At 51.8% G+C, this 16,507-nt stretch carries 16 protein-coding genes; 9 read left to right on the forward strand and 7 right to left on the reverse strand.

Annotated elements, in window-relative coordinates; genetic code table 11:
* Positions 1–9 precede the first annotated feature (9 nt).
* Positions 10–1,788: an aminopeptidase P family protein gene (locus tag HV302_RS15205; protein ID WP_181626228.1), complete on the forward strand. Its 1,779-nt coding sequence runs from the start codon at positions 10–12 to the stop codon at positions 1,786–1,788.
* A gap of 55 nt (positions 1,789–1,843) precedes the next feature.
* Here the strand turns inward: HV302_RS15205 and ptsG are convergent, their stop codons facing one another.
* From ptsG to pabC, 6 genes are all read right to left on the reverse strand, one after another.
* A complete protein-coding gene (gene ptsG, locus HV302_RS15210; protein WP_016152655.1) occupies positions 1,844–3,277 on the reverse strand; it encodes a PTS glucose transporter subunit IIBC in 1,434 nt (477 codons plus the stop codon).
* Positions 3,278–3,570: 293 nt separating this feature from the next.
* Positions 3,571–4,368 carry a metal-dependent hydrolase gene (locus HV302_RS15215; RefSeq protein WP_016156196.1) on the reverse strand — a complete coding sequence of 266 codons (798 nt, stop codon included), beginning with the start codon at positions 4,366–4,368 and terminating at the stop codon, positions 3,571–3,573.
* Between the two features lie 10 nt (positions 4,369–4,378).
* Positions 4,379–5,383: a DNA polymerase III subunit delta' gene (holB, locus tag HV302_RS15220; RefSeq protein WP_016152653.1), complete on the reverse strand. Its 1,005-nt coding sequence runs from the start codon at positions 5,381–5,383 to the stop codon at positions 4,379–4,381.
* The gene (gene tmk, locus HV302_RS15225; RefSeq protein ID WP_016156195.1) at positions 5,380–6,021 is read right to left on the reverse strand and encodes a dTMP kinase; all 642 of its coding nucleotides are present in this window, start codon (positions 6,019–6,021) and stop codon (positions 5,380–5,382) included. The genes holB and tmk overlap by 4 nt, the downstream gene beginning before the upstream one ends.
* Positions 6,011–7,033, reverse strand: a complete 1,023-nt coding sequence (yceG, locus tag HV302_RS15230; RefSeq protein WP_046274793.1) for a cell division protein YceG — start codon at positions 7,031–7,033, stop codon at positions 6,011–6,013. The genes tmk and yceG overlap by 11 nt, the downstream gene beginning before the upstream one ends.
* A gap of 1 nt (position 7,034) precedes the next feature.
* The gene (gene pabC / locus HV302_RS15235) at positions 7,035–7,844 is read right to left on the reverse strand and encodes an aminodeoxychorismate lyase (RefSeq protein ID WP_181626230.1); all 810 of its coding nucleotides are present in this window, start codon (positions 7,842–7,844) and stop codon (positions 7,035–7,037) included.
* 540 nt (positions 7,845–8,384) lie between these two features.
* Between pabC and HV302_RS15240 the strand changes: the two genes are divergently transcribed.
* From HV302_RS15240 to HV302_RS15270, 8 genes are all read left to right on the forward strand, one after another.
* Positions 8,385–8,960: a fimbrial protein gene (locus HV302_RS15240; protein WP_181598345.1), complete on the forward strand. Its 576-nt coding sequence runs from the start codon at positions 8,385–8,387 to the stop codon at positions 8,958–8,960.
* Positions 8,961–9,070: 110 nt separating this feature from the next.
* Positions 9,071–9,769 carry a fimbria/pilus periplasmic chaperone gene (locus tag HV302_RS15245; protein ID WP_181598346.1) on the forward strand — a complete coding sequence of 233 codons (699 nt, stop codon included), beginning with the start codon at positions 9,071–9,073 and terminating at the stop codon, positions 9,767–9,769.
* Complete coding sequence (locus HV302_RS28330; protein WP_326928715.1) at positions 9,766–10,914, forward strand: fimbria/pilus outer membrane usher protein; 1,149 nt, start codon at positions 9,766–9,768, stop codon at positions 10,912–10,914. Before HV302_RS15245 ends, HV302_RS28330 begins: the two co-directional genes overlap by 4 nt.
* A 19-nt stretch (positions 10,915–10,933) precedes the next feature.
* Positions 10,934–12,310: a fimbria/pilus outer membrane usher protein gene (locus HV302_RS28335; RefSeq protein ID WP_326928716.1), complete on the forward strand. Its 1,377-nt coding sequence runs from the start codon at positions 10,934–10,936 to the stop codon at positions 12,308–12,310.
* The gene (locus HV302_RS15255; RefSeq protein WP_181626232.1) at positions 12,310–13,389 is read left to right on the forward strand and encodes a fimbrial protein; all 1,080 of its coding nucleotides are present in this window, start codon (positions 12,310–12,312) and stop codon (positions 13,387–13,389) included. The genes HV302_RS28335 and HV302_RS15255 overlap by 1 nt, the downstream gene beginning before the upstream one ends.
* A gap of 14 nt (positions 13,390–13,403) precedes the next feature.
* Positions 13,404–13,949, forward strand: coding sequence for a fimbrial protein (locus HV302_RS15260; protein WP_181626235.1), 546 nt, complete (start codon positions 13,404–13,406; stop codon positions 13,947–13,949).
* Between the two features lie 3 nt (positions 13,950–13,952).
* Positions 13,953–14,477, forward strand: a complete 525-nt coding sequence (locus tag HV302_RS15265) for a fimbrial protein (RefSeq protein WP_181598350.1) — start codon at positions 13,953–13,955, stop codon at positions 14,475–14,477.
* Positions 14,478–14,479: 2 nt separating this feature from the next.
* On the forward strand, positions 14,480–15,187 hold the full coding sequence (locus HV302_RS15270; RefSeq protein WP_181626236.1) for a fimbrial biogenesis chaperone: 708 nt from the start codon (positions 14,480–14,482) through the stop codon (positions 15,185–15,187).
* Positions 15,188–15,228: 41 nt separating this feature from the next.
* Here HV302_RS15270 and fabF read toward each other — a convergent pair whose 3' ends face one another.
* Positions 15,229–16,470, reverse strand: a complete 1,242-nt coding sequence (fabF, locus tag HV302_RS15275; RefSeq protein ID WP_016152642.1) for a beta-ketoacyl-ACP synthase II — start codon at positions 16,468–16,470, stop codon at positions 15,229–15,231.
* Positions 16,471–16,507 lie beyond the last annotated feature (37 nt).

Here is a 16,507-nt window from a genome sequence, read left to right on the forward strand (position 1 = left end):
AAGGTAACTATGCACAACTCAACTCCTCTTTCCGCTCTGCGCAACCTGCTGTTAGCGCAAGGGCTGGATGGCATGATTGTTCCGCGCGCCGACGCTCACCAAAGCGAAGATTGTACACCGCATGACAATAAGCTGGCCTGGCTGACCGGTTTTAGCGGCTCCGCTGGTCTCGCGTTGGTCCTGCGCGACCGCGCATTAATGTTTGTCGATGGACGCTATCAGGTCCAGGTGCGCAATGAAGTCTCGCTGGATGATTTTGAAATTCACCATTTACATGACGAACCGCTGGCCGACTATTTGCAGTCTCACGTTGCTGCGGGCGCGCGTATCGGTTTTGAACCGTTGCTGATGGTCAACAGCCAGTTTGAAGCACTGTCGGCGACCCATTGCGAGCTGGTGTCTCTTGAGCAAGATCCTTTCGACCAGGTTTGGCTTGACCGCCCGGCAGCACCCTGCGGCATCATTCGTGAAATGCCCATTGAAATCAGCGGGGAAAGCAGCACACAAAAACGAGCCCGCGTCGTGGATCTGCTCACGCAACAACAGGCCGACGTTCTGGCGATCACGCTGCCGGATAACATTGCCTGGCTGCTGAATGTGCGCGGTTCCGATCTGCCAATGGTGCCAGTGCCGTTTTCGTTCGCCCTGCTCCATCGCAGCGGCGAGCTGGAATGGTTTGTGGATAGCAACAAAACCCAGCAGCTCCCTGCTGCACTGCTGAATACGCTCACGCTGGCCCCACAAGAGAGTTTTCTTGCCCGCTGCCAGCAGTTGGCCAAAGGGAAACGCTTTTTGGTCGATAAAGACTACGCCCCGGTCGCGCTGCATTTTGCCATTGTAGAACACGGTGGCGAAGTCTTATGGGCACCCGATCCCATCACCTTGATGAAAGCGCACAAGAATGACGTTGAACTGGCGGGCTATCGGGAATGCCATGAACAAGATGGCGCGGCCTGGGTTAACTTTCTGGCATGGCTTACGCATGAAGTTCCCTTGCGCGAAGCGGCAGGCAATCCGGTCACTGAGCTGGAAGCGCAGGCCAGGCAACTGGAATTTCGCCAGCAGCAGCCGGGATTTATCGAGCAAAGCTTCAACACGATTTCGGCCTCAGCCAGCAATGCCGCAATGTGCCATTACCATTCCAGCGAAAAAACCAATACGCCCATTACCTCTCAGGCCATGTATCTGAATGATTCCGGCGGCCAGTACCATAATGGTACGACGGATACAACGCGCACCCTCGCGTTTGGTCCACAGGATCCGCAGCGTCGTCTGCATTACACCGCTGTGTTGAAAGGCTTTTTGTCGCTTATCTCGCTGCAATTTCCCAGCGGCACTCAGGGTCATCAACTGGATGCCTTTAGCCGTCGAGCGCTGTGGGATCTGGGTCTGGATTTTGATCACGGTACGGGACACGGCGTAGGCCATCAGCTCCTGATCCATGAGCAGCCCCATCGCATTGCCAAAAAAGTAAACCCCTGGCCTCTGGTTGCTGGCAATATCATTACCATCGAGCCGGGTTATTATCTGGCCGGAGAATATGGGATCCGTATTGAGAATCAGGTGGAGATTATCAACAGTCGTCCTGGCTTCTGTCGCTTCTCAACGCTGACGCTGGTGCCAATTGATTTAAGTCTGGTTGAACTGCATCTGCTAAGTGAGGCTGAAAAGCAGTGGATTGATGATTACCACCAGCAGGTCAGAGAGACGTTATCCCCACGCGTGAACGCAGAGGCTCGTCCGTGGTTGTTCGCCGCCACTGCGCCGATTCGCGTTCAGGCCAATTAATGCATTAAAAAAGGCAGCCCGCAGGCTGCCTTAATTCTCCCCAACTTTTTACTGCTTAGCTGTGACGGATGTACTCATCCATTTCAGTTTTCAGGTTATCGGACTTAGTACCGAAGATAGCCTGAACACCGGAACCCGCCACTACAACGCCCGCCGCACCCAGTTTCTTCAGGCCAGCCTGATCCACTTTGGCAACGTCAGCGACGCTGACACGCAGACGAGTGATGCACGCATCGAGGTTAGTGATGTTTTCTTTACCGCCGAATGCCGCAACCAGGGCCGGAGCCATTTCGCCGGACGCACCCGCTTTGGTGTCTTCGGTAGCATCTTCACGACCCGGAGTTTTCAGGTCCAGCGCTTTGATCAGCACACGGAAGATGGTGTAGTAAACAATCGCATAACCGATACCGACAATCGGGAACAGCCACAGTTTGCTGCTGTTACCGGACAGAACGATAAAGTCGATCAAACCGTGGGAGAACGACGTACCGTCACGCATACCCAGCAGGATACAGATCGGGAATGCCAGACCAGCCAGAATTGCGTGGATGATGTACAGGATCGGTGCCACGAACATGAACGAGAACTCGATCGGTTCGGTAATACCGGTCAGGAACGAGGTCAGCGCCGCGGAGATCATGATACCGCCCACTTTCGCGCGGTTTTCTGGTTTAGCAGAGTGCCAGATAGCGATAGCGGCAGCCGGCAGACCGTACATTTTGAACAGGAAGCCACCAGACAGTTTGCCCGCAGTCGGGTCACCCGCCATATAGCGAGGGATATCGCCGTGGAATACCTGGCCCGCAGCGTTGGTGTATTCACCGATCTGCATCTGGAATGGAACGTTCCAGATATGGTGCAGACCAAACGGCACCAGGCAGCGTTCAATGAAGCCATAGATACCGAAGGCTACGACCGGGTTCTGGTATGCAGCCCACTGGGAAAACGTCTGAATAGCAGTCCCGATCGGCGGCCAAATGAAGGACAGAACCACACCGGTGAAGATAGCGGCCAGACCAGAAATGATAGGAACGAAGCGCTTACCCGCAAAGAAGCCAAGATACTCAGGCAATTTGATACGGTAGAAACGGTTGAACATATACGCTGCAATCGCACCGGAGATAATCCCCCCGAGAACACCCGTATCAGCAAGGTGTTTAGCTGCGATCTCTTCAGCAGGTAAATGCAGAACCAGCGGCGCAACAACAGCCATGGTCTTAACCATAATGCCGTAGGCAACAACGGATGCCAGTGCAGATACGCCGTCGTTATTGGTGAAGCCTAACGCGACACCGATGGCAAAAATCAGCGGCATGTTTGCAAAAACAGAACCGCCTGCTTCTGCCATTACGTGCGATACAACGGCTGGCAGCCAGCTGAAGTTAGCGGAACCGACACCCAGCAGGATACCTGCAATCGGGAGTACGGATACCGGCAGCATCAGCGATTTACCGACCTTTTGCAGGTTAGCAAATGCATTCTTAAACATAATTGAGAGTGCTCCTGAGTATTTGTGCTTTTCTACGTTCTCACGCATTAGCGAGGGGGGAGAACCTCGCCGTGTACAGGGCATCTAAGTACCCTTTATTTATTACACAGAGTAAAATAATTCAGTTTGTTTTTGTTTGACGGCTATCACAATTCAGTCGTGGATGGCCGTAAAATCCGCACATTCCGATAAAATGCGTATCTGAATGTGTCAAACCTGTTATCCACCGCCCATTTTGAGGCGGTGAACTTTACTCGCTTTGCTTATTAATTACGAGCTTTAAAAAAAGTCAGTTAACGAACGGATTGCAGGCGAGAAGCGTCGATGTGAAACAGGCGGGCAAAGTTATCAGTGGTTGCCTGCGCCAGTTCTTCAACGGCAACACCTTTCACTACGGCCATATACTCCGCAACGTCACGGGTCATGGCAGGCTGGTTCTCTTTTCCACGATGCGGAACAGGCGCAAGGTAGGGAGAATCCGTCTCAACCAGCAACCTATCCAGAGGAACATAGCGGGCGGCATCACGGAGCTGATCTGCGTTACGGAACGTGACGATGCCGGAAAACGAGATATAAAATCCGAGGTCCAGCAATTTGCCCGCCGTTTCTCTGTCTTCTGTAAAACAGTGTAGTACGCCACCACAATCCGTCACTTTTTCTTCGCGCAGAATAGACAGCGTATCGGCCCGCGCATCGCGGGTATGTACGATAACTGGCTTTTGTAACTCACGACCAATCTGAATATGATGGATAAAAGATTCCTGCTGGCGCACCTTTGTTTCCGGCGTATAGAAATAGTCCAGCCCGGTTTCCCCCATCGCCACAACGCCCTCTTCGGCGGCAAAACGGCGCAGGTCTTCAACATCATAGGCTTCATCCTGATTTAACGGATGCACGCCGCAGGAGAACACCACATTGTCACGTTCACCGACCAGTTCGCGCATACTGCGGTATCCTGGCAGAGTGGTCGCGACGGCAAGACAGAATTTCACATCGCGTGCGGCTGCTTTCGCCAGCACGTCATCCACGTCCTTATGCAGAGATTGATAATCCAGGCCATCAAGATGGCAGTGTGAGTCGACTAAAAACATAATGTCTCTCTCAAAGATGGGGAACAGGCAGTACGGTGCCTGGTTGCAGGTAATGCTCAATACGCAGGATAAGATCGGTTAACACCAGTTCACGGTTTACGCCTGTTACGTTCAGCAACTGCTGACGGCAATGACAAACGTCACCGAGTATCGCCTGTATCCGGGCGACGGATAACCGTTCTGCGATAGAAGATATCAGGTCCAGCGCGTCAGGATTGGTTAAATGGGAAACCCCATACGGACGCTTCAAGGCATCCGTTAACAACGTTGCCAGCCAGTGTAAACGGGCGGCGGCCTGATCGTGGTTTAACGCCGCGAGCAGGATATACCAGTCACCTGCGTTTAATGTGTTTGCCAGTGCCGCACAAAAATCTGTGCGATGCGCCCAGCTTTCAGCCTGTAACAACGAGAGTGCCGCACCAGGCGAACCCGCGCTCAGGCGTAATGCGCTCAACAGAGCTTCTGGAGATGCGGTCACTTCGCGGGCGAGCCAGGAGATTGCGTACGACTCAGCCGGCGGCGCAAGATGGTGTAACCGGCAGCGGCTGCGCAATGTCGCCAGCAATCGCGCAGGCTCTGTGCTGGCGAGGAAAAACCAGGTTTGTGCTGGCGGTTCTTCCAGCGTTTTTAGCAGAGCATTGGCAGCAGCATCAGTTAACTGGGCAGCATCAGGGATCCACACCACTTTCGCACCGCCAAGGCGTGAATGCTCGTACAGCTTTTCACTCACTTCACGTACCGCATCAACCCCCAGCGTGCTTTTGCCTTTTTCCGGCAGCAGCGAATAGTAATCAGGATGCGTCCCCGCCTGCATCAATTGACAGCCCCGGCAGTGTCCGCAGCTTTTATGCCCTTCCGGCTGCTGGCACATTAAATAGCGACTGAGCGCGTAAATCAGCGCGTCGTCACCCATTCCGGGTAATGCCTGAATCAGTAACGCATGGTGACCACGACCCGCCTGGTAGCTGGCTACCAGTTTTTCAAAATCTGGTCGTAACCATGGGTACCATTTCATGCGCCCTGCTCCTGCACCCACTGAGTGATGGTATTGCGGATATCAGCCATCACAGCTTCCAGCGGCTGCGTAGCGTCGATGGTACGAATGCTGGCATCTTTGGCAGCCAGTTCAAGATAGCGCGCGCGGGTGCGATTAAAGAAATCGAAAGATTCCTGCTCAATACGATCCAGCTCGCCGCGCGCACGGGCACGCTTCAATCCGACTTCTGGAGTCACGTCCAGATAGAGCGTCAGGTCCGGGCGAAAATCACCGAGCACAGCATCGCGCAGGGTTGCCAGCATGTTTTGATCGATGCCGCGTCCGCCCCCCTGATACGCCTGGGTCGACAAATCGTGACGGTCGCCAATTACCCATGCGCCTTTTGCCAGCGCAGGTTTAATAACGGTTTCGACCAGCTGTACGCGCGCGGCGTAAAACATCAGAACTTCAGCTTTGTCAGTGATGACCTCGTCACCCACCGACTTAATGTCCAGCACCAGACTTCTTAGTTTCTCAGCGAGCTGAGTTCCCCCCGGTTCGCGGGTAAAAACCATGTCACGAATACCGAGTTGCTCAAGTGTCTCTACCACCACGTTACGCGCAGTGGTTTTTCCGGCGCCTTCCAGGCCCTCGATGACGATATAGTTACTGCCCATTTTTTTCCTTAAGCACTTTCAGGTAATCCTGCACGGACCGGTTGTGGCTGGCAAGATTGGTGTTAAACGTGTGACCGCCTTTACCGTCAGCCACGAAATAGAGGTACGGCGTTTTTGCCGGATGCGCCGCGGCCTGCAATGAGGCCTCTCCCGGCATGGCAATCGGGCCAGGCGGCAGCCCTGTAATGGTATAGGTGTTATAGGCGGTCGGGGTATCTAAATCCACACGCGACAACTTGCCATTATACCGTGACCCCATCCCGTAAATCACCGTCGGATCGGTCTGTAAACGCATGCCAATCCGTAAGCGGTTAATAAAGACGGAAGCCACCTGGTCACGCTCGCTGGCAACCGCAGTCTCTTTTTCGATAATAGAGGCCATGGTTACCAGCTGATTTTTGTCCTGATAAGGCAGGCCTTCAGCGCGCCCTTCCCAGACGGAGTCTACCGCTTTAACCATTTTCTGATGTGCGCGTTTTAGTAACGCCACGTCAGTTGTATTGGCGGTATACATCCAGGTATCTGGCCAGAACCAGCCTTCCACCCATTGCGGGTTTTCCAGCTTCAGCGCCTGAGCAACGGTCTCGTAATTATCATCGCTCAGCGTATGTTTGATGTACGGCGCATCACGCAGCTGTTTGAGGTAGTCGCTCAGACGCATCCCTTCAACCAGACGTAACGGGAACTGCGCCTCTTTACCGCTTTCCAGCAACTGCAACATGTCCCGTACCGTCATGTCGGGCGTAAAACGGTAGGTTCCGGCTTTAAAATGCGACAGTTCGGGCTCCACACGCAGCAGCCACTGGAACACACGCGGACGATTGATGATTTTTTCGCGATAAAGTTGCTCGCCCAGCACCAGACGCCCGGTGCCTGCCTTCAGGGAAAAAATAGCCTCTTCTTTGATGAGTAGCGTACTGTTCGCCAGTTGGCGAACTTTCCACGCGCCGAACCCGGCAGCGATACCCATCACTACCAGCAACAATAATAAAACGCCTAACAATTTCTTCATGCTAATCAGACAACTCACACAGTGGGGCTAAATATTGGTAAAGTTCGCGCGACGGCCAGCGTTGGCCCTCAAATTTTTGCACCGGAACAATCGGCATCAGTGCATTGCAGATAAAAACTTCGTCCGCATCGACCAGCGTCTCAAGGCGAGCGGTAACTTCCGCCACCCGATATGGCGAAGCGGCGAGCTGCCTGATAATGTGCTGGCGCATAATACCGTTAACGCCCGCCTGATCAAGACACGGGGTAAACACATCCATTCCCCGGCGCCAGAATAAATTCGCGGCACAGCATTCCGTAAGCCACCCTTCGCTGTCAAGGACCAGCGCCTCATCGGCGTTTGTCTGCTCAAGATGAGCGCGGATCAGCACCTGCTCCAGTCGATTAAGGTGTTTCAGGCCAGCAAGTAACGGATTTCGTCCTAATCGCACCAAGCTTTGCGACAGAGTTATTCCGTGCTGACGCCAGGTGGCATAATGCGTCGGAGCAGGGGTTCCGCTAACAATTCGCGTAGGGGTATGGCATCCCGCCAGGCCGTAGCCCCGTGATCCGGCTCCGCGGGTTAGGATGACCTTGACCACTCCGGTATTATCAGCCCTGGCAATCGTCTGCATCTCCTGGCGCAAATCAGACCATGCCGTAAAAGGGATCATCAGTACGTCGCACGTTTTCTGCAGCCTTTGCAGATGCATTTCCAGCAACTGAACACGCCCGTTCACCACGCGAGCCGTGGTGAAGCACCCGTCACCAAACTGAATGCTCCTATCAGTTACAGCAAGATTTTCAGCAGGCTGGCCGTTAATTACAAACATGCTTTCTCCTCGTTCTCTTCGTCAAGAGTGCCTTTCATGACCATTTTATGCAAGCATCGCCTGGTCCATTGCGCATCGTGACTGACCTAATAGGAAAGACTGATTTTGGCATGCAAGAACCATAAATATACATTCACAAAAATTATGAACATTAAAAACCCCCCTTTATATTTCTCCCTATCTCGCTAAAAATCATAAAGCAAAACGACTCTCCATTTAAATCAAACACCCCAGATCCCCGCTTTTTATTTGAATGAAAACAAGGCATTCCAAATCACATTTGCAGAACCAATTAATAATTAAAATTAATCCAAACAACTAATAATCAAACAACAAGATATAATCACGACAAATACAATCCAAGTCATTAACATTCAGAAAGAAAAAAACAAATTGAAAACAAAAAAACAAGTCACTATAGTATTACCGAAGCAGCACGATATATAATATTATCATTAGCACCTACCATGCCTATATGTAAGCCATGTATTGTTATGCTCAAAACCGAACCTATTACTCCACTCGATAAGGATTAGTCAAATGGAAATGAAACATTTAAATAGTTTATTAGGTATCGCTTTAATTGGTTCTGCGTCACTAGCAAATGCTTCGGTTACTGAAGTAAATGCCGGAACCATTAATTTTAATGGTAAAGTTGTCTCTCCACCTTGCGTAGTAGCACAGAGCGATAATAGCAAAAACGTTACACTGAATGACGTTGCAAAAAACCAGTTCTATGGCTCTGGCGCTTCAATTGCCTCTGTAGGACAGGTCGGCAGCCAACCGGCTGAGTTTACGATTCATCTGGAGCAGTGTGATACCAGTCAGGCGCAAGATGTAACCTTTAAATTTAAAGGCGAGACTGATACCAGTAATAGCGAGGTGCTGAAAAATATCGCGGCCAGCGATGCAGCAACTGGCGTCGGCGTGGCGCTCTTCGAAAACGATGGCACAACTCCCGTTAAAATTAACGAAAGCACTACAACCCCGCTCATTATTCCAGTGGGAGCAGCAACTGGCGAGCAAACCTTTAAAGCCGACTATATTGCAACGGAATCAACGGTAAGTATCGGAGATGTATTAGCTACCGCCACTTTCGACGTAACGTTTAACTAACGCCCCCCCCTTCATGACAGAGCATCAGAGGGCCACTTGTTGCGAAGGGGGATTTATTTCATCACCCTCAACTGTTAAGTAACGGATTACATATATTAAGGCACAGGACTATGCTTATTTTACATCGCCTTCTCATTTTCCTATTTATTTTGTTCTCTCTCCCAAATGCCAGTTCAGCGGATACATCACTCGTCGGCGGCATTGGGTTAAATAGTTCACGAATTGTCATCGCGTCGGGTGAAAAACAAACAATGCTCGGAGTGCGTAATACCAGCCCCAAACAACACTTCCTGGTGCAATCCTTTATTGAAGACTTTTCCAGAAATAAAGTTAATGATTTTATTATCACACCGCCTTTATTTGTTATGAATCCGCAAGATGAAAACAGTTTACGCATCATTTATACCGGGAAAAAACTCCCGGACGATCGCGAAACGCTTTACTGGATTAATGTAAAAGCAATTCCCTCCTCTGAAAGCGAAAAACAGGGAAACTCACTGAAAATTGCCATTCAGAACCGTATTCGTCTGCTAGTTCGTCCACATGATCTGTCAGTGAAGTTTAGCGATGCGCCGGGGATGTTGCAGTTCCGCCGCGACAACGCTGACCTAATCATCAATAATCCGACACCGTATTACCTTAGCCTGGTCAATGTTCAGGTCGGCGCCGCAAAACTGCCCAGTAATACCATTGAACCGTTTAAAGAGACCTATCTGCCACTCCCCGTCGGGGCAAAAGGGGCAGTTTCTTTCCAGACTGTGAATGATTACGGTTCCTATACGCCTGTTATCACAAGGGCGATGAAATGAAAATTCATCGTAATGCCGCCTTTTTATGCGGTTGCCATCTCTCTGCTATCGCTTTGCTCTGCGCAAGCGATAGCGCAGGGGCGGATAAACTCCATTTTGATCCGGCATTTTTATCTAACGACCCCTCTGCCGTCGCGGCGCTCGACCTTTTTGAACAAGGCGCAACGCAACCGCCTGGAAAATACCACGTTGAGCTGTGGCTTAATAATGAGCATACCGGCACCCAGGATATCGCGTTTGAGCTTAACAACGGCACGTTAGAGCCCTGCTTTAGCGACGCTGAATTTAAAATGTTAGGTATCAAACCTCCCCCCGGGAAAAAACCGGTCGCAGAGGGCTCATGCCAGGTTATCACTCATCAAATCGATGGTACGACGGTGAATTACGACACTCGACGCCAGGTGCTCAAAATCACCGTGCCACAGATTTTGATACAGCAAAACGCCCGTGGTTATATTGACCCTGCGGAGTGGGATGACGGTATCACCGCGCTTCGGTTTAACTACCAGTATAGCGGCAGCACCGGTAGCGGCGGGATGTCCGGTGACGATAACTTCCTCAATCTGCAAAGTGGCCTCAATTTAGGCCCCTGGCGCCTGCGCGACTACTCCACCTGGAACAACCAAAACAGCAGCAGCAACTCCTCTGGCGGTAATTTTCAGCATATCAGCACCACGTTAACACGCAGTATTAACGCGCTACGCAGCACACTGATGCTGGGCGACACCTGGACCTCTGGCGAGCTTTTTGACAGCATTAACTTACGCGGTGCACAACTGGAATCTGAAAATGGCATGTATCCAGACAGCTTGCAGGGCTTTGCACCGACCATTCATGGTACGGCCAGAAGTAATGCCCAGGTCAGCGTAAAACAAAACGGTTATGTGATTTACCAAACTTATGTTCCACCGGGTGCTTTTGTGATTAACGATCTCTATCCGGCGGCATCTAGCGGCGATCTGGAAGTAACTATCAAAGAGTCGGATAACAGCCAAAGCAGCTTTATCGTCCCTTACGCCGCCGTTCCAATGCTGCAGCGCGAAGGGAGAGTCAACTACAACATTGCGGTCGGTCAGTACCAGTCGAACGACAACCATCAGGATAATCCGGAGGTGGGCCCAGTTATTCTGGGGGCTTCCCTATAACACCACGCTGTATGGCGGCATGCAGTGGTCAGACAAATATCGTTCACAGGCGCTCGGTCTGGGTATGAATATGGGAAGTTTAGGCGCTATCTCTGTGGACGTGACTCACGCCGACAGCACCCTGATCGATGACTCCAGACACAGTGGTGAATCGTATCGTTTCCTTTACTCCAAAACGCTAGAGCAGACCAATACCCACATTCAGTTGGCGGGATACCGATATTCCACACGCGGCTTCTATACCCTACAGGACACGACATGGAACAGAATGTCGGGGGATAAAGCATCATGGAATGAAGACGACGACCGCACCGTACTCAACACCTGGAACCTGGGCCAGAATAAACGCTCGCAGTTTCAGTTCACACTTTCCCAATCACTGGCCGAATGGGGATCCGTGTTCGTGAGTGCGGATAATCAGGATTACTGGAACTCCAGTGCGTCAACCCGCAATATCCAGACCGGTTACAACGGTACGCTCGACAAGCTGACCTACAGCGTAACCTACAGCTATAACAAGATAAGCGGCAGCAGCAACGACCGTATCCTGTTCATTAACCTCTCTGTCCCATTGAGTGCATTTTTACCCGCTTCGGATGATTACAGCAGTGCCCGCAACCTCGCCTGGGTTAGCTATAGCAACAATACGGACAGTAATGGTAACAGTAGCAACAGCCTGGGGCTCTCCGGCACGCTGCTCAAAGACAGTAACCTGAACTACAACATCAGACAGAACGTCAGCAACCAGAACACCAGCTACGGTGGTAATGCCAGTCTGGGCTACCGGGGTGCCAGAGCACAAACCAACCTTGCGTATAGCTACGACACTCACGGCAATCAGCTCAGCTATGGAATTCAGGGCAGTGCCCTGGTACACGCTAACGGCATCACCTTAAGCCAGGAACTCGGCGATACCAACGTGCTTATCAAAGCGCCAGGGGCGGAGGGTGTGGCACTGGAAAATGCCACGGGAATTAAAACTGACTCCCGCGGTTATACGGTGATCCCCTGGGCGACCGCCTGGCGACAGAACCGTATCGCCCTGCGCGCTTCGGATATCAACGATGACGTAGAGATCACCCACAACGTCCAGTATGTCGTTCCCACCAAAGGAGCCATCGTGCGCGCCGAATTCAACGCCAAAGTGGGCGCGCGCGCGCTGATCACCCTAACTCACAACGGCAAACCGATTCCCTTCGGTGCAACGGTAACCGGCGAAGAAAACGACAACACCAGTATTGTTGGCGATGACGGGCAAGTCTTTATGAGCGGCCTTGCCGCGCAGGGAATACTGAAAGCAAGCTGGGGTAAAAACACCAACCAGCGCTGCCAGGCAAATTATCAGCTATCAGCCAACGATACGCCGTTGTTACAACTACAGGTGGAGTGTCAGTAATGAAGAGAATCTTAAAAGCCACCCTTCCCTGCCTGGCGCTTATCATGAGCGTTGGCTTTTCCCACAGCGTACTCGCCTACACCGGCTGGTGTGCTGCGGGTTCTGATACCAGAACACCGGGAATAGGAACCGCTCACCAGTATATTTTCTCACTCAATACAACGGTCAGCGATGTCACGAAGATCACCCCTGGACAAACAATCCGCAAGGACTGGGATGAGGGAGGGACATACGTCGGCTGGTGCGACAACGAACCTGGCGTAAAAACCGAAACCTGGTTTAAAGCCAACCCAGGCCCACAGCTTACAAGTGAAGCTCCTGGCAATGCCCGTTTCTATTACATCCCAGGTACCGATAACACGCTTTCTGTCCAAACACACATATATATTGTTGGCCATGGTGAGCTGCGCGTGCCGCTGAATGATGCCAGCAATTTGGCGCCTGACGATCATTCCAAACCCGGTTCCCACTGGAGCAGCGGGGGTGAGGGATATATTATAGTGCGGATAGAAAAAGAACTCGCCTCGTCTCGTATCGTCATCCCACCAACAGTTGTCGCTGAGCTGTGGGGTTCACATACCAAAGGCTCTTACGGCCCCTCTCCTATGGTACAAGTTATTGTCTCGGGTTCAATCATCGTGCCGCAGTCTTGTACTATCAACGCCGGATCAACGCTGTCGATAGATCTGGGTAATGCATGGGCGGGAGACTTTAAAGTACCGGGGGCAAAACCCGACACCTATGAACCCAAAGTGATCACCGTGAAAGCCCACTGTGACAATGTTCACGCAACAGAGCAGCTCAGTCTCGGGATGGAAGCCACTGCCGCCGCAGGTGGCTATGGCGCGATTAAAACCACTAACGACAATATCGGCATCATGCTCTCGGCGCAATCAGCCCAGAGCCCGGAAACGCAGCTCCTGACAAGCGACCCCTCGATACGCGTGCCTTTCCTGTTAGATACGCACAACGGCGAAGCAACAATCACGCTGAAATCATGGCCAGTAAAAGTATCGTCGGAGGATCCCGCCCCTGGCAGCTATTCAGCCACAGCGTTACTGGATGTGTATGTGCCATAAGGAGGGATATTTAAATGCGAATACCTATTTATAACTTACTGATTGCGCTGACCTTTACCTCATGCTGTCAGGCTGACACTCAAGCTGGCAGTAGTGCCCTCTATTTCACAGGAAACATTCTGGCGCGCTCCTGCGATGTCAAAACAAGCGACTACAACAGAGTGATTAATCTGGGCGAGCATGAAAGAAAATTATTCACTCATACCGGAGATGTTTCACCCTCCGTCCCCCTGAATATCACGCTTGAGAACTGCCAGCTTAACCCAAACTCGACTAACGCCATCAGCATGATCCTCGGAGGAACCGGGGACTCGGCAGATACGGAGCTATTGCAGATAACGACCAAAGATGGCAGCAGAACCGCCAGCGGTGTTGCCATTGAAATTCTCGATAACAGCGATCAGCGCATCGCACTGAACAGTGATGTGGTTAAAGTCCCTATGCAGAAGGGTGATACACCGCTGCCTACCCTGAAACTTCGCTATCGTGCGACCCAGGACCAGGTTACGCCTGGAGAGGCGAACGCTATCTTGTGGGTGACTTTGCGTTATGAGGAGTAAAAAATGAAGTACGCACTTTGCCTGTTTTGGCTAAGCCTCTCTTTCAGTTCTTATGCTGTTGAAACGGACTCATTTCAGTTACAGCTCATCGGCAGGATCACTGACAGCACCTGTGAGGTCGCACTGGCAGACAAAACCAAAGACGTCCCGATGGGGACGCATCTGGTGCTAAATTTTGATCACGTCAACGATGTTAGCCCCCCCGTAGAATTTACCGTCCAGCTTGAAAACTGTGGCCCAGATATGAGAGAAGTCCAGATAGCGTTTACCGGCACCGGGGCATCCAGGGATAGCGCTCTGTTGGCGCTGGACGACTTCTCTATCAGCCAGCTGGCAATCCGCATTCTGGATAAGAGCAAGACACCTATCAACTTAAATGACAACACAAATGGCGGCCAGCTTTACTCTCTGATACCGGACGCCGACACCCAAACACTCCAGTTTTATGCACAGTACGTCGCACTTAGCGTCCCGTTAGAGCCTGGTGAAGCGAACGCCAGCGCTAAGCTTTCACTGACATGGCCATAATCATGAAGAAGTTGCTCTGGGTACTAACGACTCTGCTACTGTTCCCCTATCACGCGAACTGCGGCCTGGTGGTTGGAGGCACACGTTTTATCTTCCCGCAGGAGGATAACACGCTGGTCGTCGCGCTGCGAAATACTGAAAAAGAACCTTTTCTGGTACAAAGCAAAATTGTCAGTGATAACGGATTCAGCACTTCCGGGCAGCTGAGCCCTACCACCGAGCCGCAAAAATCACCGTTTATTGCTACACCACCGCTAGTAGTAGTTAATGGTGGAGACGAGCAGCAGATTAAAATCATTTATGTGGATGATTCGCTGCCAGGCGATCGGGAAAGTTTATTCTGGCTCTCTGTGGCAGCTATTCCACCGACAGACAGCAGCGAAGGGTTGGTGTCTCCGGTAAAAATCGCCGTAAGTCAGCAGATAAAAATACTCTGGCGACCGACGGGGATGCCGACGACACCGGTGTCGAAGCGTAAACCGTTAACGTGGCAACGCCATAACAAACGTGTGACCGTCAGCAACGATTCCCCCTGGTACGTGACGCTATCGGCATTACAGATCAATGGTAAAATGTATCAGGGGGGAATGGTGCCGCCGTTTAGTCAGCGAGCCAATGACTGGTGTCCTGAAAAAGGGAAGTGTGAAATTTCCTGGCAAAAGCTGGGGGACAGAGGAGAAGTAATACAAAGGATGAACATGTCGCTTTAATCTGATGCCGGACATAAAATGTCCAGCATCATCGTTTATAACTAAACGCGTTTAAAGATCAACGAACCGTTAGTCCCGCCAAAGCCGAAGGAGTTACACAGTGCGTACTCCAGACCACTAACCTGACGCGCTTCGTGAGGTACGAAGTCCAGGTCACAACCTTCATCCGGGTTATCCAGGTTGATGGTTGGCGGAATAGCCTGATCGCGCAGCGCCAGGATAGAGAAAATAGACTCTACCGCGCCCGCCGCACCCAACAGGTGTCCGGTCATGGATTTAGTGGAGCTTACCATCACACGGCTTGCCGCATCGCCAAAGACAGATTTCACTGCCTGGGTTTCGGCTTTATCGCCAGCAGGAGTAGACGTGCCATGCGCGTTGACATAGCCGATCTGACCCGCTTCGATAGCCGCATCGCGTAGTGCGTTGACCATTGCCAGCGCAGCGCCCGCACCGTTTTCCGGTGGTGACGTCATGTGGTAAGCATCGCTGCTCATGCCAAAACCAACGACTTCAGCATAGATTTTTGCACCACGCGCTTTCGCATGCTCGTACTCTTCCAGTACCACCATGCCTGCGCCGTCGCCCAGCACAAAGCCATCACGCTCTTTATCCCACGGACGGCTTGCCGCTTGCGGGTTATCATTACGTGTAGACAGCGCACGTGCCGCGCCAAAACCACCCACACCCAGCGGGGTACTGGCTTTTTCTGCACCACCCGCAACCATCGCGTCTGCATCGCCGTATGCAATGATACGTGCTGCATGACCAATGTTATGCACACCTGAAGTACAGGCGGTCGCAATGGAGATGCTTGGCCCTTGCAGGCCGTACATGATGGTCAGGTGACCTGCCACCATGTTAACAATCGTTGACGGAACGAAGAACGGGCTGATCTTACGTGGACCGCCATTCACCAAAGAGGTGTGGTTTTCTTCGATCAATCCGAGACCGCCAATACCAGAGCCGATAGCGGCGCCAATACGGTGAGCGTTCTCTTCCGTAATTTCGAGACCAGAATCCTGCATGGCCTGAACGCCAGCGACAATTCCATATTGAATGAAAGCATCCATCTTGCGCTGTTCTTTGCGCGAGATAATGTCTTCACAGTTAAAATCCTTTACTAAGCCAGCAAATTTCGTTGCATAGGCGCTAGTATCGAAATGGTCGATCAGGCTGATGCCACTCTGACCGGCAAGGAGAGCTTTCCAGGTAGACTCTACGGTATTGCCGACAGGAGACAACATGCCCAGTCCGGTCACAACTACACGACGCTTAGACACGGTTGTCCTCCAGGGAGGGAAAATAATTCAAGTGGGA

It is taken from the genome of Citrobacter sp. RHBSTW-00859, from assembly GCF_013729795.1.
In the GTDB taxonomy this organism is placed as follows: domain Bacteria; phylum Pseudomonadota; class Gammaproteobacteria; order Enterobacterales; family Enterobacteriaceae; genus Citrobacter; species Citrobacter braakii.

Excerpts from the sequence above, each read along its gene's own strand:
- HV302_RS15205 (WP_181626228.1), top strand. The coding sequence starts at position 10 with ATGCACAACTCAACTCCTCTTTCCGCTCTGCGCAACCTGCTGTTAGCG.
- ptsG (WP_016152655.1), bottom strand. The coding sequence starts at position 3,277 with ATGTTTAAGAATGCATTTGCTAACCTGCAAAAGGTCGGTAAATCGCTG.
- HV302_RS15215 (WP_016156196.1), bottom strand. The coding sequence starts at position 4,368 with ATGTTTTTAGTCGACTCACACTGCCATCTTGATGGCCTGGATTATCAA.
- holB (WP_016152653.1), bottom strand. The coding sequence starts at position 5,383 with ATGAAATGGTACCCATGGTTACGACCAGATTTTGAAAAACTGGTAGCC.
- tmk (WP_016156195.1), bottom strand. The coding sequence starts at position 6,021 with ATGGGCAGTAACTATATCGTCATCGAGGGCCTGGAAGGCGCCGGAAAA.
- yceG (WP_046274793.1), bottom strand. The coding sequence starts at position 7,033 with ATGAAGAAATTGTTAGGCGTTTTATTATTGTTGCTGGTAGTGATGGGT.
- pabC (WP_181626230.1), bottom strand. The coding sequence starts at position 7,844 with ATGTTTGTAATTAACGGCCAGCCTGCTGAAAATCTTGCTGTAACTGAT.
- HV302_RS15240 (WP_181598345.1), top strand. The coding sequence starts at position 8,385 with ATGGAAATGAAACATTTAAATAGTTTATTAGGTATCGCTTTAATTGGT.
- HV302_RS15245 (WP_181598346.1), top strand. The coding sequence starts at position 9,071 with ATGCTTATTTTACATCGCCTTCTCATTTTCCTATTTATTTTGTTCTCT.
- HV302_RS28330 (WP_326928715.1), top strand. The coding sequence starts at position 9,766 with ATGAAAATTCATCGTAATGCCGCCTTTTTATGCGGTTGCCATCTCTCT.
- HV302_RS28335 (WP_326928716.1), top strand. The coding sequence starts at position 10,934 with ATGCAGTGGTCAGACAAATATCGTTCACAGGCGCTCGGTCTGGGTATG.
- HV302_RS15255 (WP_181626232.1), top strand. The coding sequence starts at position 12,310 with ATGAAGAGAATCTTAAAAGCCACCCTTCCCTGCCTGGCGCTTATCATG.
- HV302_RS15260 (WP_181626235.1), top strand. The coding sequence starts at position 13,404 with ATGCGAATACCTATTTATAACTTACTGATTGCGCTGACCTTTACCTCA.
- HV302_RS15265 (WP_181598350.1), top strand. The coding sequence starts at position 13,953 with ATGAAGTACGCACTTTGCCTGTTTTGGCTAAGCCTCTCTTTCAGTTCT.
- HV302_RS15270 (WP_181626236.1), top strand. The coding sequence starts at position 14,480 with ATGAAGAAGTTGCTCTGGGTACTAACGACTCTGCTACTGTTCCCCTAT.